The sequence below is a fragment of the Micromonospora humi genome (assembly GCF_900090105.1).
In the GTDB taxonomy this organism is placed as follows: Bacteria; Actinomycetota; Actinomycetes; order Mycobacteriales; family Micromonosporaceae; genus Micromonospora; species Micromonospora humi.
This window is the reverse complement of record NZ_FMDM01000001.1, coordinates 45991-62569: the sequence shown is the minus strand read 5'-3', so window position 1 is coordinate 62569 and position 16579 is coordinate 45991. Positions and strand designations below refer to the sequence as shown.

The 16579-nt window shown below is 74.6% G+C and carries 17 protein-coding genes; 3 read left to right on the top strand and 14 right to left on the bottom strand.

What is annotated here, in order from left to right; translation table 11 throughout:
* Positions 1–16: 16 nt before the first annotated feature.
* Positions 17–331: a hypothetical protein gene (locus tag GA0070213_RS00305; protein ID WP_091055321.1), complete on the bottom strand. Its 315-nt coding sequence runs from the start codon at positions 329–331 to the stop codon at positions 17–19.
* Between the two features lie 187 nt (positions 332–518).
* On the opposite strand from GA0070213_RS00305, the gene GA0070213_RS00300 reads away from it, so the two are divergent.
* Together GA0070213_RS00300 and GA0070213_RS00295 are read left to right on the top strand one after the other, a co-directional pair.
* Positions 519–1316 (top strand): helix-turn-helix domain-containing protein, encoded by a 798-nt coding sequence (locus GA0070213_RS00300; RefSeq protein ID WP_091055319.1) that lies wholly within the window; start codon positions 519–521, stop codon positions 1314–1316.
* Positions 1307–1507, top strand: a complete 201-nt coding sequence (locus GA0070213_RS00295) for a DUF397 domain-containing protein (RefSeq protein ID WP_425412796.1) — start codon at positions 1307–1309, stop codon at positions 1505–1507. The genes GA0070213_RS00300 and GA0070213_RS00295 overlap by 10 nt, the downstream gene beginning before the upstream one ends.
* Before the next feature lie 8 nt (positions 1508–1515).
* Here GA0070213_RS00295 and GA0070213_RS00290 read toward each other — a convergent pair whose 3' ends face one another.
* From GA0070213_RS00290 to GA0070213_RS00240, 11 genes are all read right to left on the bottom strand, one after another.
* A complete protein-coding gene (locus GA0070213_RS00290) occupies positions 1516–2055 on the bottom strand; it encodes a GNAT family N-acetyltransferase (RefSeq protein WP_091056566.1) in 540 nt (179 codons plus the stop codon).
* Positions 2056–2127: 72 nt separating this feature from the next.
* Positions 2128–2514: a DUF4913 domain-containing protein gene (locus GA0070213_RS00285; RefSeq protein ID WP_091055316.1), complete on the bottom strand. Its 387-nt coding sequence runs from the start codon at positions 2512–2514 to the stop codon at positions 2128–2130.
* Positions 2508–3947, bottom strand: a complete 1440-nt coding sequence (locus GA0070213_RS30990; RefSeq protein WP_139128596.1) for a glycoside hydrolase family 19 protein — start codon at positions 3945–3947, stop codon at positions 2508–2510. Before GA0070213_RS30990 ends, GA0070213_RS00285 begins: the two co-directional genes overlap by 7 nt.
* A gap of 6 nt (positions 3948–3953) precedes the next feature.
* Positions 3954–5702 (bottom strand): type IV secretory system conjugative DNA transfer family protein, encoded by a 1749-nt coding sequence (locus tag GA0070213_RS00275; RefSeq protein ID WP_091055313.1) that lies wholly within the window; start codon positions 5700–5702, stop codon positions 3954–3956.
* On the bottom strand, positions 5699–7462 hold the full coding sequence (locus tag GA0070213_RS00270) for an ATP/GTP-binding protein (protein WP_091055308.1): 1764 nt from the start codon (positions 7460–7462) through the stop codon (positions 5699–5701). Before GA0070213_RS00270 ends, GA0070213_RS00275 begins: the two co-directional genes overlap by 4 nt.
* Positions 7459–8958: an SCO6880 family protein gene (locus GA0070213_RS00265; protein ID WP_091055305.1), complete on the bottom strand. Its 1500-nt coding sequence runs from the start codon at positions 8956–8958 to the stop codon at positions 7459–7461. Before GA0070213_RS00265 ends, GA0070213_RS00270 begins: the two co-directional genes overlap by 4 nt.
* Positions 8959–8979: 21 nt before the next feature.
* Positions 8980–10476, bottom strand: coding sequence for a hypothetical protein (locus tag GA0070213_RS00260; RefSeq protein WP_091055302.1), 1497 nt, complete (start codon positions 10474–10476; stop codon positions 8980–8982).
* A complete protein-coding gene (locus tag GA0070213_RS00255; RefSeq protein WP_091055299.1) occupies positions 10469–11215 on the bottom strand; it encodes a DUF8175 domain-containg protein in 747 nt (248 codons plus the stop codon). Before GA0070213_RS00255 ends, GA0070213_RS00260 begins: the two co-directional genes overlap by 8 nt.
* A 3-nt stretch (positions 11216–11218) precedes the next feature.
* Positions 11219–11590, bottom strand: a complete 372-nt coding sequence (locus GA0070213_RS00250; RefSeq protein WP_217628565.1) for a hypothetical protein — start codon at positions 11588–11590, stop codon at positions 11219–11221.
* Between the two features lie 41 nt (positions 11591–11631).
* Positions 11632–12321 (bottom strand): hypothetical protein, encoded by a 690-nt coding sequence (locus GA0070213_RS00245; RefSeq protein WP_091055297.1) that lies wholly within the window; start codon positions 12319–12321, stop codon positions 11632–11634.
* Positions 12318–12821, bottom strand: a complete 504-nt coding sequence (locus GA0070213_RS00240) for a hypothetical protein (RefSeq protein WP_245716187.1) — start codon at positions 12819–12821, stop codon at positions 12318–12320. The genes GA0070213_RS00245 and GA0070213_RS00240 overlap by 4 nt, the downstream gene beginning before the upstream one ends.
* Before the next feature lie 265 nt (positions 12822–13086).
* On the opposite strand from GA0070213_RS00240, the gene GA0070213_RS00235 reads away from it, so the two are divergent.
* The gene (locus GA0070213_RS00235) at positions 13087–14025 is read left to right on the top strand and encodes a hypothetical protein (RefSeq protein ID WP_091055295.1); all 939 of its coding nucleotides are present in this window, start codon (positions 13087–13089) and stop codon (positions 14023–14025) included.
* A 62-nt stretch (positions 14026–14087) separates the two neighbouring features.
* On the opposite strand, the gene GA0070213_RS00230 is transcribed toward GA0070213_RS00235, so the two are convergent.
* Positions 14088–15257, bottom strand: coding sequence for a ricin-type beta-trefoil lectin domain protein (locus GA0070213_RS00230; RefSeq protein WP_091055293.1), 1170 nt, complete (start codon positions 15255–15257; stop codon positions 14088–14090).
* 271 nt (positions 15258–15528) lie between these two features.
* Positions 15529–16575: a zf-HC2 domain-containing protein gene (locus GA0070213_RS32440; RefSeq protein WP_217628564.1), complete on the bottom strand. Its 1047-nt coding sequence runs from the start codon at positions 16573–16575 to the stop codon at positions 15529–15531.
* Positions 16576–16579 lie beyond the last annotated feature (4 nt).

Below are 16579 nucleotides of genomic sequence, written 5' to 3'. Positions count from 1 at the left end.
TCGACGCCTGACCGGTTCAGTCCGGCGGTTCGACGATCGGGCGGCGGAACGGGCTCCAGCCGAGGAAGCGCTGGTACATCTGCTGCGGGCTGGGGCCGTCGTGCGGGTTCAGGTGGTAGAGGTCGCGCATCGCCTCGAAGAGCAGGCCGGCCAGGTAGATGGTGAGCGCGGCGAGGTTGCGGTCGTACTCGGCCTTGAGCGCGAGCCGGGCGTGCGGGCAGGGCCACGGCGCGCCGTCGGCCCGGCACGCCCACGACGGGCGCAGCGGCGTGTGCGGTACGGCCGTGCCGTAGCCGCGCGGGCGGTCGGGTTCCGGGCCGGGGCCGGGCATCGGCAGTCTCGTCGTGAACACGGAACCTCCCTCGGGTGGCGGCGTGGACCGGGCTCCGCGCCGGTGACAGTCTGGTGAGCAACCGACTACTGTCGACACATGCTCGGCACGTCCGCGCAGCTCAGGCGGGCGGTTGAGCAGCCGTGGGCGGCACTGCGGCGGCGACCGGGCGGAGGGTGGGGAGACGATGGGGAGCGCGACGACCTACGTGCTGGGCGAGCTGCGCCTGTTCCGGGCGTCGGTGGAGCTGAGCCAGGAGGAGTTCGGCCGGCGGATCGACTACTCGGGGTCGCACGTCAGCTCGGTGGAGACCGGAGGGCGCGCGCCGACCCGGGAGTACACGCGGGCGATCGACGAGCGGTTCGCGACCGGCGGGCGGTTCGAGCGGATGCTGCGCGCGCTGGCCACGCTCGACGCCGATCCGGCGTGGCTACGAGAGGGGATCGAGGTGGAACGGGAGGCGACCACGCTGCGCTGGTTCGAGCTGTCCTACCTGCCCGGCCTGCTCCAGACCGAGCGCTACGCCCGCGCGACGCTGGCCGGCGGCCGGTTCACCCCGGAGGAGTGCGACCGCATCGTCACGAGCCGACTCGGCCGGCAGTCGATCCTGACCGGGCCGCGCCCGCCGCAGCTCATCGCCGTCGTCGACGAGTCGGTGCTCCGCCGGCCGGTGCTCGACGCGCCGGGGCTGATGGCGGAGCAGTTCGACCGCCTGGTGGAGCTGGCCGTGCTGGAGCACGTCCAGGTGCACGTGGTGCCGGTCGACGCCGGCATGTACCTGGGCCTCGCCGGGCAGTTCATCATCGCCGAACTGCCCGACGGCAGCCGGGTGATCCACGCCGACAACCAGCTCACCGCGCAGATCGTCGACGCGCCGGCCGACGTTGCTAGGCTCGCCAGGACGTGGGAGATCGTGCGCAACGAGGCGCTCCCCCGCCGGCAGTCCCTCAAGCTGATCAAGGAAGTGGCGAAGTCATGGCACTGACCACCCCTCAGTGGCGGAAGTCGACCCGGTCCGGCGGTAACGGTGGCTCCTGCGTGGAGGTCGCCGACAACCTGCCCGGCGTCGTACTGGTCCGCGACACCAAGGACCGCGACGGCGGCACCCTGCACGTCGACACCGCGTCCTGGCGGTCCTTCGTGGACCTGTCCAAGCGGATCGGCCCCACCGGCTGACCGCAGGCTCAGGCTGACGGCGTCGACGGGGGCCGCGCCCCGAGCCACTGCTCGGCGTCCCAGGCGTCGAACCGCTCCACCTCGGTGAACCCCAGCTTCGCCGCGAGGCGCATGGAGGTTGCGTTGGCGGACTGGGTGGTCAGCATGACCGGCTCGCCCGGAAGGACGCGGTCGAACCAGTCGAGCGCCGCCGCGCACGCCTCGGTCGCGTACCCGAAGCCCCACGCCCGCGGCAGGAACTGGTAGCCGAGGTCGGCGTTGCCCACCACCACCGGACGATGATGCTCGACGGAGCGCCGCAGCAGGACCCGGCCGATCATCGCGCCGTCGAGGTCGACCACGAAACACCCCGGCCACTGCCCGGGCACCTCGGGCAGCTCCCGCTCCAACTCGTCGCGCGGCCTCGGGCCGCCGAGGTAGACGTGCGCCTCCGCCGACGCCAACAGCTCGACGAACGCCGACCGGTCCCGGGCCTCGGAGGCCCGCAGCACCAGCCGCTCGGTGCGGATCGGCGTGGGCGGCCAGGCGACGGGTCCGATTCCGGTCATGCCGACCATCCCACCAAGTCCCCGCCCCTCGCGCTAGCTCGGGCGCCGTCCTTTCGGCCGGTTCTCCCGCCGTCACCCGTCCTCGTAGCGCTCGACCCAGGGGCGGTCCTTGGGTCGGTGCCCGCCGGGTTTGCAGCCGGCGAACGGGCCGGCGGGATCGCGCAGCGTGCTCATCGTCGGCCACAGGTGGTTCTGGTGCCACGTCGCCGGGTCGGACGGCGTGGCCCTCGGGGAGGTCCGCTCCTGCCAGGCGAGCCAGAGCCCGTGCAGGTAGGCGATCGCCTCCGGGTGCTCCCACCAGCGGGGGCACCACGGCGCGCCGGAGGTGACCTCGCCGCCGTAGACCGGCAGCAGCAGGCCCTCCACCCAGGCGGCCAGCCGGCGCAGCTCCTCGGCGTACTCGGGGCCGTCCAGGTAGAGGATGAAGAACGGCTTGCGCGGCGGCTCGTCGGTCAGCACGTCAGCGTCCCCTCGTCGCCGGGGTCGACGTCGAGCGCGGCGGTGATCCGCCGGTACGCGTCGACCCGCTTGCCGACCAGCCCGCCGTTGCCGCCGCCGCACTCCAGCGCGCCGTTGATGCTGCGGATCGTCCCGCCGAAGCCACCGCCCCCGGTGATCGCCGCGTGCGGGGTGGTGGTGCCCGCGCCGGGCTGGGTCATCCAGAACCAGAGCGCGGTCCGCCACGCCACCGACGGGTCGGTCGCCACCAGGTCGGGGTTGCCGAGCAGGTCGAGCCCGAGCGCCTCGCCGGCCGCCCGGTAGTTGTAGTTCCAGCTCAGTTGCAGCGGCCCGCGCCCGTGGTAGGCGGTTCGGCCGGCCGGGCACCCGTAGGGCTGGCCGCCGTCGCAGTAGGTGCCCCAGGCGGCCCGGTCGATCTCGTCGACGTGCGCCAGGCCGCCGGTCTCGTGGTCGACGTTGGCCAGGAACGCGGCCAGTTCCCGCCGCCGGGTCGCCTCGTCGCCGGTGGCGGCGAACGCGGGGAACGTCGCCATCGCGTCGGTGAGCCCGGCGTACGTGTAGAAGGAGTTTCGGCCCGGGAACAGGGTGTCGAACGTCGACCCGGTCAGCGGCGCGCCGTCGCCGTCCGGGACCACACGCTTCCTCGAACCGGTGGACGGCGACGGGGACGGCGCCGCCGTCGGTGACGTGGTGGACGTTTCCGTGCCGCCGATGGTGTAGCGGGCGAACAGGCCACGCACCCGCAACGGGTAACTGTCCATCAGGATGACCGGCATGCCGCCCTGCTCCCGCACCGCCTCCACGCCCTGGTCCCAGGCCATCAGCGTGAGCGTGAGGTGGTCACCGACGACGGTCTTGTCGTCGAGCATCCGCTGGGTCTCCTCGGCCAGGTGGCAGAAGTAGCGCGCGTGGGCGTGGATCGAGTCCTCCGGGTCCAGCGCCGACGCCTCGCCGCTGTCGTCGTCGTCCTCGCCGTAGCGCTCGAACACCTCGGGGGTCAACTGGGACAACCCCTTGCGGCCCTCCTGACCCTCCTTGTCCGCGTCGAAGTCCGACGCGTACTCGATCTGCGCCGCGAGGATCACCGGGGTGAGCAGGTCGCACTCCCGGGCGGCGGCCCGGATCGGCGCGACCAGGTCCCGCTCCGGCACCCCGGACTCCCGGAACCCGCCGCGGCCGTCGCCGCCGGCGAGTTCGGTGAGCACGCTGCCGCCGGCGCCCGGCCCGAGCGTGCTCTCCGGGTCCGGCGAGTAGGAGGTCATCTGCGAGCCGCTGAGCAGGATGACGACCACCAGGACGATCAGGGCCAGCGCCGCCATCGCGGCGAGCGGGAGCATCCCGACCATCGAGATGACCAGCCAGGCGAGCTGGGTGCTCCCGAACCGGTTCGTCGCGGTCTGGTGCGCGGCCCGCGCGGCCGCCAGCTTGGACACCGGCGCTCACCCGGCCCGCTGGCGCCAGGCCGCCGCCGCGCGTTCGGTCACGGCCCGCGCCTCGTCCTTCGCCGCCGCCGCGATCGGCGCCGCGTCCGGCTCCTTGAACCAGGGCCGCAGCCGGATCACCGCCGGCCGTACGCCGGTCGCCAGCAACAGCGCCGTCCCCTTGGGCAACGCCCGGATCCGGTCCGCCGGCAGCGCCTGCTCCTGCCGGTAGGACACCGACCGGGAGGAGCCGTCGCGGGACCGGGAGTAGGTCGGGGTACGCACGTCGTGCTGCCCCACCAGGCGGGCCACCTTGTCCACGAAGTCGGCGTCGTCCAGCCCGGCGCCCAGCAGCTTGACCGTGGCCGCGCTCCACAACGCGTCCATCCCGGCGTCGCCCCAGACCCGCACCCCCTGCCGATAGCTCTGCAGCAGCGTCACCACGCTGATGCCGCGCGAGCCGAGGTGGCTGTAGAGGTCGGGCAGGTCGGCGATGCGGCACACGTTCGCCGCCTCGTCCAGCACGGCGGTCATCGGCGGGTCCAGCCGGCCGCCCATCCGCTCGGCGGCCACCACGCCGGCCCGCACCACGGCGTCCGCCAGCCCGGCGATCACCCCGGCGGCCGACCCGCCGCCGTCCTTGGACAGCAGGTAGAGCGTGTCCCGGCCGAGCACGTGCTCCTCCGGCACGAACTCCGGGCGGTCCGGGTCCGGGCTCACCCAGGCCAGGATCTCCGGGTCGAGCAGGCAGGCGACGCACTGCCGGGACGTCTCGTAGATGCCGTCGCGGGTCTGCACCGCCCCGCGTACGGTGCCCTGGAGCTGGTCGGCCATCGCGTCCAGGCCGGCGTCGCGGAGCAGGTCGATCGGGGTACGGTCGCCCGGGTCGGCGAGCCAGCCCAGCATCTCGCCGACCGTCGCGCCACCGTGCGCGGCGGCCAGGAACAACGCGGTCAGGGTGTTCTGCGCGGCGGCGATCCAGAAGTCCTTCTTGGACGCGTCGTCGTTGACCGAGCTGACGAAGTGCCCGGCGAGCCGCCGCGCGCCCTCCAGCGTGCGGCACCCGCCGAGCATGTCCCACCACATGTCGCGCTCGGAGTAGACGATGCCCTGCGGGTCGAACGTCCACACCCGGCCCACCCGCGCCCGCTCCTGCCGGGTGACCAGGTAGACGTCGGACTTGTTGGAGGTCAGCAGCACCGCGCCGGGCGCCCGCAGCACCCGGGGCACGGCGATGCCGGTGGACTTGCCGGCGCGCGGGGCCATCAGGTCCAGTTCCACGTCCTCGTACGAGGACCGCAGCTCCGGGCCCGACGGCAGCAGGTCGCCGAGCAGGTTGCCGGTGTCGTCCGGGCGCAGCCGGGGCACGTCCCGCAACGAGGGGCGCAGCTCCCGGGCCCGGGCCTCGGCCGCCTTGCCGGTCATCCCCCGCAGATCGGCGGGGCCGGCCAGGTTCGACGACGGGGCGCCCAGCCGGCGGACCACCGCCCGGGTCCCGGCGACCACCGGCGCGGCGAGCAGCGGCAGCAGCGCGATCGCGCCCGCGTACACCAGGGCCGGGGGCACGCCCGGCCACACCGCTGCGGCGCCGCCGCCGAGCAGGCTCAGGTAGACGTCCAGGCGGAACGGCGGTGGCCGCCAGCCGTAGCCGCCGAGCGCGGCGGCGAGCGTGCCGCCGAGCCACAGCAGCACGAAGGCGGCGAGGTTGACCAACGCCAGCCCGGGGATGAGCCAGGGCAGCAGGTCGCCGCCCGCGCCGCGCCTCACCGGGCCGCCCCGCCGGGCCGGTCGCCGGCCGTGACGGCACGCACCACCGCGGCCCGTTCGGCGAGCATCCGCTCGGCGTCGCCGTTGGCGATCCACCGCGTGTTCGTGTCGTGCAGGTGCCGCTCGGCGTCGGTGATCGCGACCCGGATCGGGATACCGGGCCGCCCACCCACCTTGATCAGGAACCGGCCCCGGCCGGGCGGCTCCTCGTTGCCGCCGTCCTGGGCCCAGCCGGCCGGCGACGACCAGGACGACACCAGGTCGATCTCCCGCCGGGACAGGCCCACCACGCGGGCCAACTCCTCCATCTCCGCCCTCGGCAGGCCGGCGCAGGCGACCATGCCGGCGCGCTCGACGAAGCCGCGCGCCTTGGCCTTGTCCGCCTCGCTCCCCAGCGCCTCGGCGTCCTTCAGGGTGTGGGTGATCTTCGCGTCGGCCAGGCCGAGCGAACGGTTCAGCCGGGTCAGCGCGTCGATCCGGTCGACGATGCCGGACGCCGCCCGCAGCGGGCGCCACAGCTCGTCCAGCACGGTGAAGAACCAGCGGCGCGGCGCCAGCCCGGCGTCGGCGAGGGCGTGCGAGGCGGACACCGTACCCAGGCCGTCGGACCAGGCGGCGAGCATCGCGGCGGCGGTCAACTGGCCGTCCGCCTCCCCGATGCGGGAGATGTCGATGCAGACCGCGGTGGCGTCCGGGTCGATCCGGGTGGCGGTCTCCGAGGCGAACGTGTCGCCCAGCGGGCCGTCCACGATGCCCAGCAGCGACCGGTGCAGCGGGTCGACGGCGTCCCGGTACCGGGACTCCTGACCCCGGTCCAGGGTGACCTGCCGGACCTGCGGCGGCCCCTCCTCCAGCACCGCGAGCAGGTCCGGCAGCCGGTACGTCCGGCCCGGCGTGGTGCGCTCGCGCAGGTGCCGCAGGCAGGCCGAGAGCACCGACTGCTCGTGGTCGCTGATCGGCGCGCCGCGCACGATGGTCAGCAACGCGGCGACCATGTTCAGCACCCGGCCGTGGGACTCGGCGGCCAGCGCCTCGCCGGCCTGCCCACCGATGCGCGCGGCCGCCGCGCCCATCGCGCCCGGATCCAGCACGTTGAGGCCGCCGACGCCCCGGGCGATGGAGATGACCTGCCCGCCGAGCGCGCGGACGGTGTCCGCGTAGTCCGGCTTCAGGTCACCGAGCACCAGCGGGACGACGCCCTGCCCGGCCAGGCCGATCAGCATCCGGTTGATCAGCGTGGACTTGCCGAGACCCGGCATGCCGAGCATGAACAGCGACGGGTTGGAGATGTAGCGCGCCCGGGTGAACCAGTTGAGCGGGTCGCCGCAGACCGTCGCGCCGGTGCTGATGTGCTGGCCCAGCGGGACACCGGTCATCGGGGCGCCGGAACCGGAGGCGAACGGCCAGAGGCCGCACGCCTGCACGGTGGTGGCCCGCCACATCGTCGGTGGGTCCAGCGTGGCCACCCGACCGCCGCCCACGGCGGGCGCGCCGCGGTGCGGCACCCCGTCGGCGTCGTCCTGCCGGGCCAGCCGCTGCCGGTACCGCCGCTCGGCCGCCTCCTCGGCGGCCCGTCGCCGCCGGGCCCGCCGCAGCGCCCGGGGGGTCTGCCCGTCGGTCTCGTCGGGCTCCCGCTCCTGCGCGTCGAGGTCCGGCACGACCAGGCCGGACATCGCGGTGGTCGGCCCGGACGTGCGGCGGGGCCAGCCCGCGGCGAAGTGCGGCACCCGGGCGTCCTCCGCGCCCGCCCCGGCCGTCACAGCGCCTCCTGGAGGTCCTGCGGGACGATCGACTGCTCCCAGGGCAGGATGCCGACCGGCAGGGCGCAGGTGAACGCCGCCGCCTGCATCCGGTCCGCCGGTCGCATCGCGATCCGGGTGGCGCCGAGCAGGTTGCGCATCGTCACGTTCGCGTCGCGTACCTCGGCGGCCGAGTCGACGGTCAGCGTCACGAGCATCGAGAACTCCACCAGACCGGCGCCGGAGGCCTCCTCCGCCGCGGTCTGCTCGGCCGCCTGGATCTCCGCCACCGCACGCGCCCGGACCAGGCCCTTCGTCGAGTTCGCCATGAACTGGGCGGACCGGCGGTCCGACTCGACGATCCGGGCGGAGGTCGCCGGGTCGATCGGGCGGTAGACGAGCGCCACCCGCTTGCGGCGGACGCCGGCGGTCGGGTCGAGGATGCTGCGCAGGATGCCCGAACGCACCACGCCGCGCGGCGCCATGGTCAGCAGCCAACTCCGGGACACCCCGGAGTCGTGCTGGTAGGAGGTGACCGACTCGACCGCCGCGGCCGGGCCGGCGTCCTCCCACTCCAGCCCGGTCGCGCCGTGCCGGGCGCGTACGTCGAGCACCTCGGCCGCGGCGGCCGGGTCGTACGCGACCCGGACGACCTCGGCGATCCGCTCCGCGGACAGCGGCTCCGCCGACCCGCCGCCGGCGGCCACCAGCCCGTTCAGGATCCCCTGCAACCGCAGCGCCAGGTCGGCCAGCATGGTGTCGTCGTCACGCCGGGCCCCACCCGGCGCCGAGTAGGTGAGCGTCAGGTAGGTGTTCATCTCCGACGACGCGTCCGGATAGGAGCGCACCACCTCCTCCATCACCGCCCGCGCGGCGGGCGGGGCGTCCGGGGAGAGCCGGCCCAGCACCTCGGTGGCGAGCCGGGTGCCCGGGTCCGGCGCGGTCTCCACCACCACCGACGCGCCGCGCAACCCCGGCTCGTGGGCCAGCCGGGACAGCCACTCCCCCCACAGCGCCACCCAGGTGTCCACCTGGTCCGGGTCGACGAGCGACCCGCCGTCGGGCTCGCAGCTCAGCACGATCGTGTACTGGTGCCGGTTGCGGTGGTGCAGCACCCCGAACGGCCGGTCGTACGGATCGCGTCCCTCCAGCATGGTCACCCGGCTCAGCAGGCCGGGTGGGCGGAACCGGCCGCCGGGCCGGGACGACAGCGGCCCGGACACGTAGAGGTGCTGCCGCTTCGACCTGCGGCGCAGCCAGCCGACCCGGACGCCGGCCATCTGGAAGACGTTGCGGCCGTCCTGGGTGCGGATCGCCAGCGGCGCCAGCGTCAGCGCGAACGGCAGCCCCACCACCACTGCCGCGTCCAGCGAGATCATGGACGCGAGCAGGACCACCACCAGGCCGCCGAAGAGGCCGAAGGTGCCGATCAGGCCCAACGAGCCCAGGCCGGCCTTGCGGGGGCGGCGCCAGTTGCCGTACGTGGGTGTCTTGATCTGGTCGATTGCGGTGCTCATGGTCGTCCTCCTGGGCCGGGCCTAGTCGCGGTCGGGGTCCGGCAGCGCGCCGCGGGCGATGCCGGCGGCGTGCCGGTGGGTGCCGGCGACGGCACCGGCGCTCTTCTGCACGGTCCAGGCGGCGGCCCCGACCGCGCCGCTGACCACCCGCCCGGCCGTCGACACGGCGCGGCGCCCGCCGCCACCGCCCGATCCGCCGCCTGCCGGGTCGCCGCCGGACGGTGCGCTGCTCGCCGGTGCCGGCTCACTCGCCGGTGCGGGGGTGCTGCCGGAAGCGGTGCCGGCGGGCGCGGGCTCGCTCGGGGGCGCGGGCGTGCTCCCCGACGCCGGCTCGCCGCCGGACGCCGGTGTGCCGCCCGACGCCGGTGTGCCGCCCGACGCCTTCTGCCCGCCGCCGCCGGACGTGGACGCGGTGTCGGACGTCGACGCGGTGTCGGACGCGCCGTCGGCGGTGGCACCGCCCTCGGTCTGCGTCGCACCGTCCGCCGTGGTTGCGCCGTCGGCCTTCGAGGCGCCGTCCGTCTTCGAGGCGCCGCCACCCTTGGCCACCGCGCCGGAGGGTGAGCCGCCGCCGCCCGACGACCGGGCCGCACCACCGCCCCCGCCCCCGCCGTGACCGCCGCCGGCGATCCGCTTGGCCCCGCTGGCCACCGCGCCCGCCGCGGCCGCGCCGGCAGCCACGCCCGCGCCCACCCCGTCGGACGAGCCGAGCGCCGCCATCGCGGGTACGACCAGCCGCATCAGCGCGGGCAGCGCGACGGCGGCCATCAGCAGGATGGCGGCGCCGGCCAGCTTGTAGTGCTTGGCGTCGCCGTCGACCGAGCCGATCATCGCCGCCCCGGAATACATGATCAGACCGACCACCGGCTTGAACGCCAGCCAGGCCACCATCCAGGCGATGTGCTTGCGCCACCACCCGCCGCCCGACTCGGTCATCGACGCCGCGGCGGCCAGCGGCAGGGTGCCGGTGAGCAGCACCATCGCGCCGAGCCGCACATACATCAGGATCACGTGGACGCAGCCGGCAATGAGCAGGAGCAGACCGATGATGATCAGCAGGAACGCGGTCAGGCCGTCGGTCCCGCAGTTCGCGATCAGCTTGAGCTGCGCCTTGATGCCCTGGTCGTAGAGGTGGTCGCTGTACCGGTCGGCCTCGGTGGCGAGCAGGTTGAGCACGGTCCAGGCCGCGCCCACGGTCAGCACCATGCGGACCAGGCCCAGCAGCGCCGTCCACAGCGCCTGCCCCCGGCGCAGCAACGCCATCCGGAACGCGGCGGCCAGCAGCGACGCCACCGCGATGGTCACCACGAGCCAGTCGGTCTGCAGGTGGATCTGGTCGTTGATCGTCTCGTCGCCCAGCGTCGGCACGTCGCCGAGGTTGGCGAACAGCTCCACCGCCGCGCCCATGATCGCGCCGGCGATGTCGCTGAGGATGCCGTCGATGCCCCGCTCGAAGAAGCCGACGACCTGCCCGATCTCGCCGATGTAGACGGCGTCGCCGGTCGCGCACTCAGCCATGCCCGGCCTCGTTCCACAGCACGAAGCCGGCCAGCGACAGGACCGGGGTGACCGGGCCGTACAGGCCGCCGGAGTTCAACGGGCGCAGCCGCCAGTCCACGCCGTTCCAGTCCGCCGTGTAGTCCACCGAGAAGTACCGCGCGGTCGCCTGCCGCACCAGCACCCGCACCACCGCCGTGCGGGGCGTGTAGCGCACCACCAGGAACCCGGCGAGCCGGTTGGCGGTCTGCGGCGGGCCGTCCTCCGGCAGCGACTCGCGCATCGCGTCGAAGTAGTCCCGCCCCAGGCCGGGCACGAGCTGCTGCCCGCTGACCACCCGCCAGTCCGGGCCGCTCATCTGCCGCGAGATGGTGTGCACCGCCAGCACCGCGCCCATCGGGGTGTGCGCGAAACACCAGCGCAGCGGCCCGGTGCTCCGCAGCGGCCCGGCCGAGGCGGAGAAGGGCGTCTGCGCGCCGTTCACCGGCCGCCAGGTGACGTCGTCCGGCGCCGCGGTCGGGATCGGCTGCGCGGTGTCCACCGTGCGGCAGCCCTGCGGCCGCGACCCGTCCGGCGCCAGCCCACCGATCGTCGGGCCGGCCGGCGGCGCGGCCCGGGACCCGACGTCCCCGCCCCCGTAGAGCGCCGCGCCGATGCCGGCGCAGAGCGCCAGCACCAGGAACCCCGCCGACACCTGCCACCGGCGGTGCCGCCAGAACGGCCCGTCCTCCGCCGGCTCGGGTACGTGTCGCGCACGCATGTGTCAGTTCCCCTCGCCCTCGCCGCCGCCGGTGCCGAAGACCCAGGTCACGATCGGGCCGGCGGTGGCGACCAGGATGCAGCCGCCCAGCACCATGCCGAGCCGGCTCATGTGCTCGGAGCTCTCCCCGCGCTTGTGCGAGATGGCCATCACCGCACCGGTGATCAGGACGCCGAGCACGCCCGCCGCGGTGCCCGCCCAGGCGACCAGGCCGAGCGCCTGCTCGACCTTCGTGGCGAGTTCGGTGGGCACCGCGTCATCGCCGGTGCTCGGCTTCGGCACCTCGCCGCCGCCGGACGGTCCCAGGTGGGGCGCGAGTCGGATGCCGAACGGGATCCGCACCAGACCGCTGTAGTAGAGGTCGGAGAGAACCATGGATGCTCCTTCGATGCAGAAAAGGGGGGTCGGTGGGGTGGTCACTGGCTGAATCCGAGGGCCTGCACGATCGGCCCGGCGGTGGTCGCGAGCAGGCACGCCGCCATCACGAACGCGATCTGCTTGGTGTACTCGGTGCGCTCCTCCAGCGCGCCGCGCCGCAACTGCGACGCCAGCGTCATGCCGGTCAGCAGCAGGCCGACCACGGCGGCGGCGCTCACGCACCACGCCATCAGCGTGAGCAGCTGCACCACCGGGGCGTTCGGGTCGTCCACGGCCACCTGGTACGGCTCGATCGACGGCGCTTCGAAGCTCTTCTTGTTGATCGCGTTCTCGCACTTGAACTTGCCCGCGTACAGGGCGCCCTTGAGGGTGCACGAGTGCGACCCGGTGATGTCCACGTCGTCCTTGGTCCGCGAGTGGCCGCTCAGGTCGACCAGCATCTCGACGTCCATCCAGACCGTGTCGCCGTCGGTGTACTCGGCGGTCAGGTCGAACGACCCGTCCGTCGAGCCCTTCTTGCCGGAGCAGACCCGGTCGCCGCCACCGGCCGGGTAGGTGTTCACCGTGGTGGTGGTCTTCAGGCAGATCTTGTAGAGGAACCCGGCGCCGCCGCCGTCCACCGTCACCGTGTAGCTGCCCGCGGCGACCGCCGCGCCCGGCGGCGCGAGCGCGAGCAGCGCCAGGACCAGAACGACGATCGTCGCGCCGGAGCGGACCGGCCGGCTCACCGCGACCCCCGCCCGGGTCGGGCGTCGGCCAGGGCCGCCAGCCGGGCCAGTTGGCGCGGCGGCCGCTGCGGTTCCACCCCGATCCGGTACGACGGGATCCACGGCACCCGGTGCACCGGGGCGACCGCCCGCAGCAGCCGGATCCGGCCGAGCAGCGGCGCCGGCAGCCGGCCCGGGGCGTCGGCGATCAGCACCACGCCCACCAGTCGCATCCCCGCCGGGTGCCGGCCCTCCCGCATCGCGTTCAGCGCCCGGGAGACCGCCCGCAGGCCGTCGGAGTTGGTCCGGCCCACCACCGCGACCCGGGCCGGCTCGCCGATCGCCGGATCCGGCCACCGGCAGCCGATGTCCACGCCGCCGAGCAGGCGGGTCAGCGTGCTGGCGCCGGCGCCGCCGTGCGCGCCGATCCAGCCGATGCCCTCGTCGACGAGAGCGTCGGGGCCCCGCACCGGACGCTCGTCGCGCTCGCGCGGTCGCCCCAGCACCATCGGTCGGCTCATCGCCCGCCCCGCCTCCCCTCCCGGTCGTCCGTCGCGCGCCGACCGCACCCGGCGGAACCCGGCCGGAGCGATCGACGGCCGCACTACGACGCGACCGCCCGCTCGGTTCGACCGGTATCCCAGGTTTTTTCTCGGGTCCGGCGCTGAACCGCGCCCGGCACCGGCTCGTAGTCGGTGCATCGCGAACCGTGGAAGGAGGCGGCACCCCGAGCCGGCGGCGGACCGCCGGCCGACCCAGCCAGGCACAGCGCTCGAAGGAGTGACCATGTCCGACCCCAGGTACGGCTACGAGCCGGACCCGCTGGACCCGACGCGACGCGCACAGACGTTCTCCACCGCGCCGCCGCCGACCCAGCCCACCGAGCGGCACTACAGCGTGCCGGTCAACCAGTACAGCCAGTCGGCGTACGCGTCGTCGTCCACCGCGACCGCGCCGCCGCAGTTCACCGACTCGTTCAACAACGGACGGCGGGTGTCCCCGCCGGTCCCGTCGCGGTCCAGCCGACAGAACTCGGCCGCGGCCCGCAACTCCGCGGCCGCCAGCCACCAGGTGGACCGGCTCCGCCGCCGGTCCACCTTCGTGGCCACCGATCCGGACCGGCTCGTGCAGACGGCCCTGGACGTGGGGGCGGTGAGCACGCCGGAGCCGGTCGCACCCCGGCGGGGCAGCCAGGTGAACCCGCGCAACCCCAACCGGCCGACCGAGAGTGAGGCACGCAAGGGCGCCCAGAACGCCGGTTTCAAAGGCCTGACCGACTTCAAGAACTACATGAACACCTATCTGCCGCCCGGGTCGGAGTTCACCGCCAACGCCTTGAACGCCACGGCCGGCCTCCTCGAGGGGTGGGCCGCGCGCGGCACGCAGATCGGCGCCTCCGCCGTCACCGCCCTGAAGTCCGGCGTGGAGTTCATCGACGCCGCGCAGAAGGGCGACTGGACCAAGGCCGCCGTCCATGCCGGAAACCTCAGCGGCATGGGCCTGAGCATCGCCGGCACGGCCGCGAACGTCCCGCAGCTCAGCGCCGCCGGCGCGTTCGTCGCGGCCGGGTCCGCGGTCACCAACGCGGCGGTCGACCAGCGGCGGAGCGCGATCCAGCAGCAGTCGCAGAACGTCGACCTGGAGAGCGGGCAGAACCGCCGGCAGTCGAACCCCGCCCCGGCGGCGGGGGCGGCGCAGCAGCAGGCGCCGGCGCGCGGTCGCTGACCGAAACCGCACGACAAGGCGGGCCCGGGTGATCGTCACCCGGGCCCGCCGTCGTCCCGCGGTCAGCGGGCCGCGCGCCAGTTCTGGTTGCTCTGGCTCGCCGCGCACTCCCAGATCTGCAACGGCGCGCCGTCGTCGGAGTTCCAGTCCCGCACGTCCAGGCACTTGCCGGAGTTCGGGTTGCGCACCAGCCCGCCCTCGGTCACCCACACCTGCGCCGGGCCGCCGGTGCACCAGGCGAGCTGCACCTTGGCCGCGTTGTCCCGGGACGCCCACGCGACGTCCATGCACTTGTCCAGCACCTTCAACGTGTCGCCGGGGCCGCGGGTGAACCGCTGCGCCGGGGAGCCGTTGCACTGCCAGAGTTGCAGCCGCACCCCGTCGGCCGACTCGCCGTTCGGCACGTCGACGCACTTGTCCGCGTACCCGCGCAGTGCGAACCCGCCGGTCGAACTGACCGCCTTGCGCTCGGCCGGCGGGGCGGCCGGCGCCCCGCCGCCACCGCCACCGCCACGGAACGTCACCACGACCTCGCCGCAGCCGGGGCAGTTGTAGACCGTCTCGTTGCCGGCCACCCGGTCGTGGGTGGACCACAGGTAGGCGCGCGGGCCGAACGGCAGCAGCGCGGCGGTGTAGGCGCTCTCCGCGTCCCGGCTCGGGTTGACGCAGTTCACCCGATCGCCCTTCGCCGGGTCGCGTACGGCGTGCGCCTCCGGGCAGGCGGCCAGCATCTGCCCGGCCGAGCAGTCCCACCGTGCGCAGCTGCCCGCCTTCTCCGGCCGGGGCGCACCGGGCGCGTCGATGGTGATCGTGGTGGACACGGCGTCCACGTAGCTGACGTTGTACCAGGGCGCGGCCGGGTCGCGACTGTCGAAGTTGAACTCGGCCAGGCTCACCGGTTCCGCGCCCCGCTCGCACCGGTCGGCGTACGCGCCGCAGTCACCGACGAGGCAGCGGAAGCCGCCGTTCGGGTCGCCGTCGCAGCGCTGGCGGGCGAAGAACCGGCCGCGCCAGTAACCCGGCTCGCCCGCGTCCGGGATGGCGATCGTGCCCCGTTCGCCGGGGCGCAGCACGGGCAGGCCGGTGATCGGCCGGGAGCCGTCCCCGCTCTCCCCCGCGCCGATCCACAGCGTCTCCGCGGTGCCGTTGACGAACGTCAACCGCGCTCCGGCGGCGGCGGTCGCCGTACCACCCGGCACGCCCACGCCCAGCCCGAGCGCGAGCAACACCACCGCGAGCAGTGCAAGGAGGGGCCCCCTGTTAACGCTTTCGGAGGTGGCGGGGCCCCCTGTCAACACCCCCGCCCATTCTCCGCGCTCCCGTGACGATCCGGTCCTCACAGCCATCTAGCCCTCCCTCGGCCCGGCGGGGACGCGCCGCGTCCCCCGACGTGTGCGGCTGACGCACGGCCACACGACGGCACGGGAGGTCCTTCGGTTCACCGGAAAATGGGCCGGATCCAGAAGTCCGGTCGACGCCGTCCCGCGTGACGGGGCCCGCGGGTCAGCGGGAGATCGGGGCGGTGACGACGGAGGTGCCGTCGGGCAGCCCCACCCCGACGAAGGAGAGCTGGTCGACCGGCGGGCTCAACTCCCCGGTCACCTCCTGCGGGCCGGTCGAGGCGGTCCAGTCCCGCACCGGATGGGTGACGCCGTCGCGGGTCACCGCGAAGAGCCGGTAGCGCAGGCCGGGACGCAGCCCGGTCGCGGTGATCCGGATCGTCGAGCCCTGCCCCTCGTGGGTGGTGATCGACACGGAGAGACCGACGCCCTGGCCGGGCGCCTCCCCGGTCGCGGTCAGCACCAGGTCGTCGCGGCCACCACCGCCGCCGACCGCGGCCACGATCCCGCCGGTGAGCACCGCCACCGCCAGCACCACCGCCCCGGCCCAGAGCAGCAGCCGGCGACGTGGGGACGGGGCCCGGGACCGGCCACCGCCGGGACGTACGCCGCCGGGCGCCGACGCCGGAGCGGTCGTGCCGCCGGGTCCCCGGCCGGAGCGCACCAGCCGTCGGCCCGCGGTCACCGCCGCCCCGTCCGGCGCGGACGCATCCCCGGGGTCCGGCGACGAACCGGGTACGGAGGCGGACGACGCACCGACGGCCGGTGCCTCCGGCTCGGCGGCCGTCGGCGTAGCCGACCCGGAGGCGACCGGCGTGACGGGTTCGGGGGCGACCGGCTCGACCAGCGCGGGGACGGCGGGCGGAGCGGATTCCGGCGCGGACCTCGGTGGCAGGACGGCGGTCGGCGGGAGGTCGAACTCCGCCCAGTCGCCCGCGTCGAGGGTGCCGAGCCCGCTGGTCGCGTCGCCCAGGTCGGCGGCGGCGGTGAGGCACTCGTCGCAGCCGGCGAGGTGCGCCTCGAAGGCGACGCGGTCGGCGTCGTCGAGCGCGCCGAGCAGGTAGAGCGCCAGTGCCTCGTGCTCGGACGTGTAATTCTCACCGCCGGTACGCATCACGCCCCCCTCCCGACCCGACCACGGGTGCGCCGGCGTGACGACCCGGGCCACCACGACGGTGCCGGGGAATCGGACGGGGAGCCGCTGGGACACGTCA

Coding starts and splice junctions, on each gene's coding strand:
- GA0070213_RS00305 (WP_091055321.1), bottom strand. CDS start 331: ATGCCCGGCCCCGGCCCGGAACCCGACCGCCCGCGCGGCTACGGCACG.
- GA0070213_RS00260 (WP_091055302.1), bottom strand. CDS start 10,476: ATGGCTGAGTGCGCGACCGGCGACGCCGTCTACATCGGCGAGATCGGG.
- GA0070213_RS00255 (WP_091055299.1), bottom strand. CDS start 11,215: ATGCGTGCGCGACACGTACCCGAGCCGGCGGAGGACGGGCCGTTCTGG.
- GA0070213_RS00300 (WP_091055319.1), top strand. CDS start 519: ATGGGGAGCGCGACGACCTACGTGCTGGGCGAGCTGCGCCTGTTCCGG.
- GA0070213_RS00235 (WP_091055295.1), top strand. CDS start 13,087: ATGTCCGACCCCAGGTACGGCTACGAGCCGGACCCGCTGGACCCGACG.
- GA0070213_RS00295 (WP_425412796.1), top strand. CDS start 1,307: ATGGCACTGACCACCCCTCAGTGGCGGAAGTCGACCCGGTCCGGCGGT.
- GA0070213_RS00240 (WP_245716187.1), bottom strand. CDS start 12,821: ATGAGCCGACCGATGGTGCTGGGGCGACCGCGCGAGCGCGACGAGCGT.
- GA0070213_RS00250 (WP_217628565.1), bottom strand. CDS start 11,590: ATGGTTCTCTCCGACCTCTACTACAGCGGTCTGGTGCGGATCCCGTTC.
- GA0070213_RS00290 (WP_091056566.1), bottom strand. CDS start 2,055: ATGACCGGAATCGGACCCGTCGCCTGGCCGCCCACGCCGATCCGCACC.
- GA0070213_RS00265 (WP_091055305.1), bottom strand. CDS start 8,958: ATGAGCACCGCAATCGACCAGATCAAGACACCCACGTACGGCAACTGG.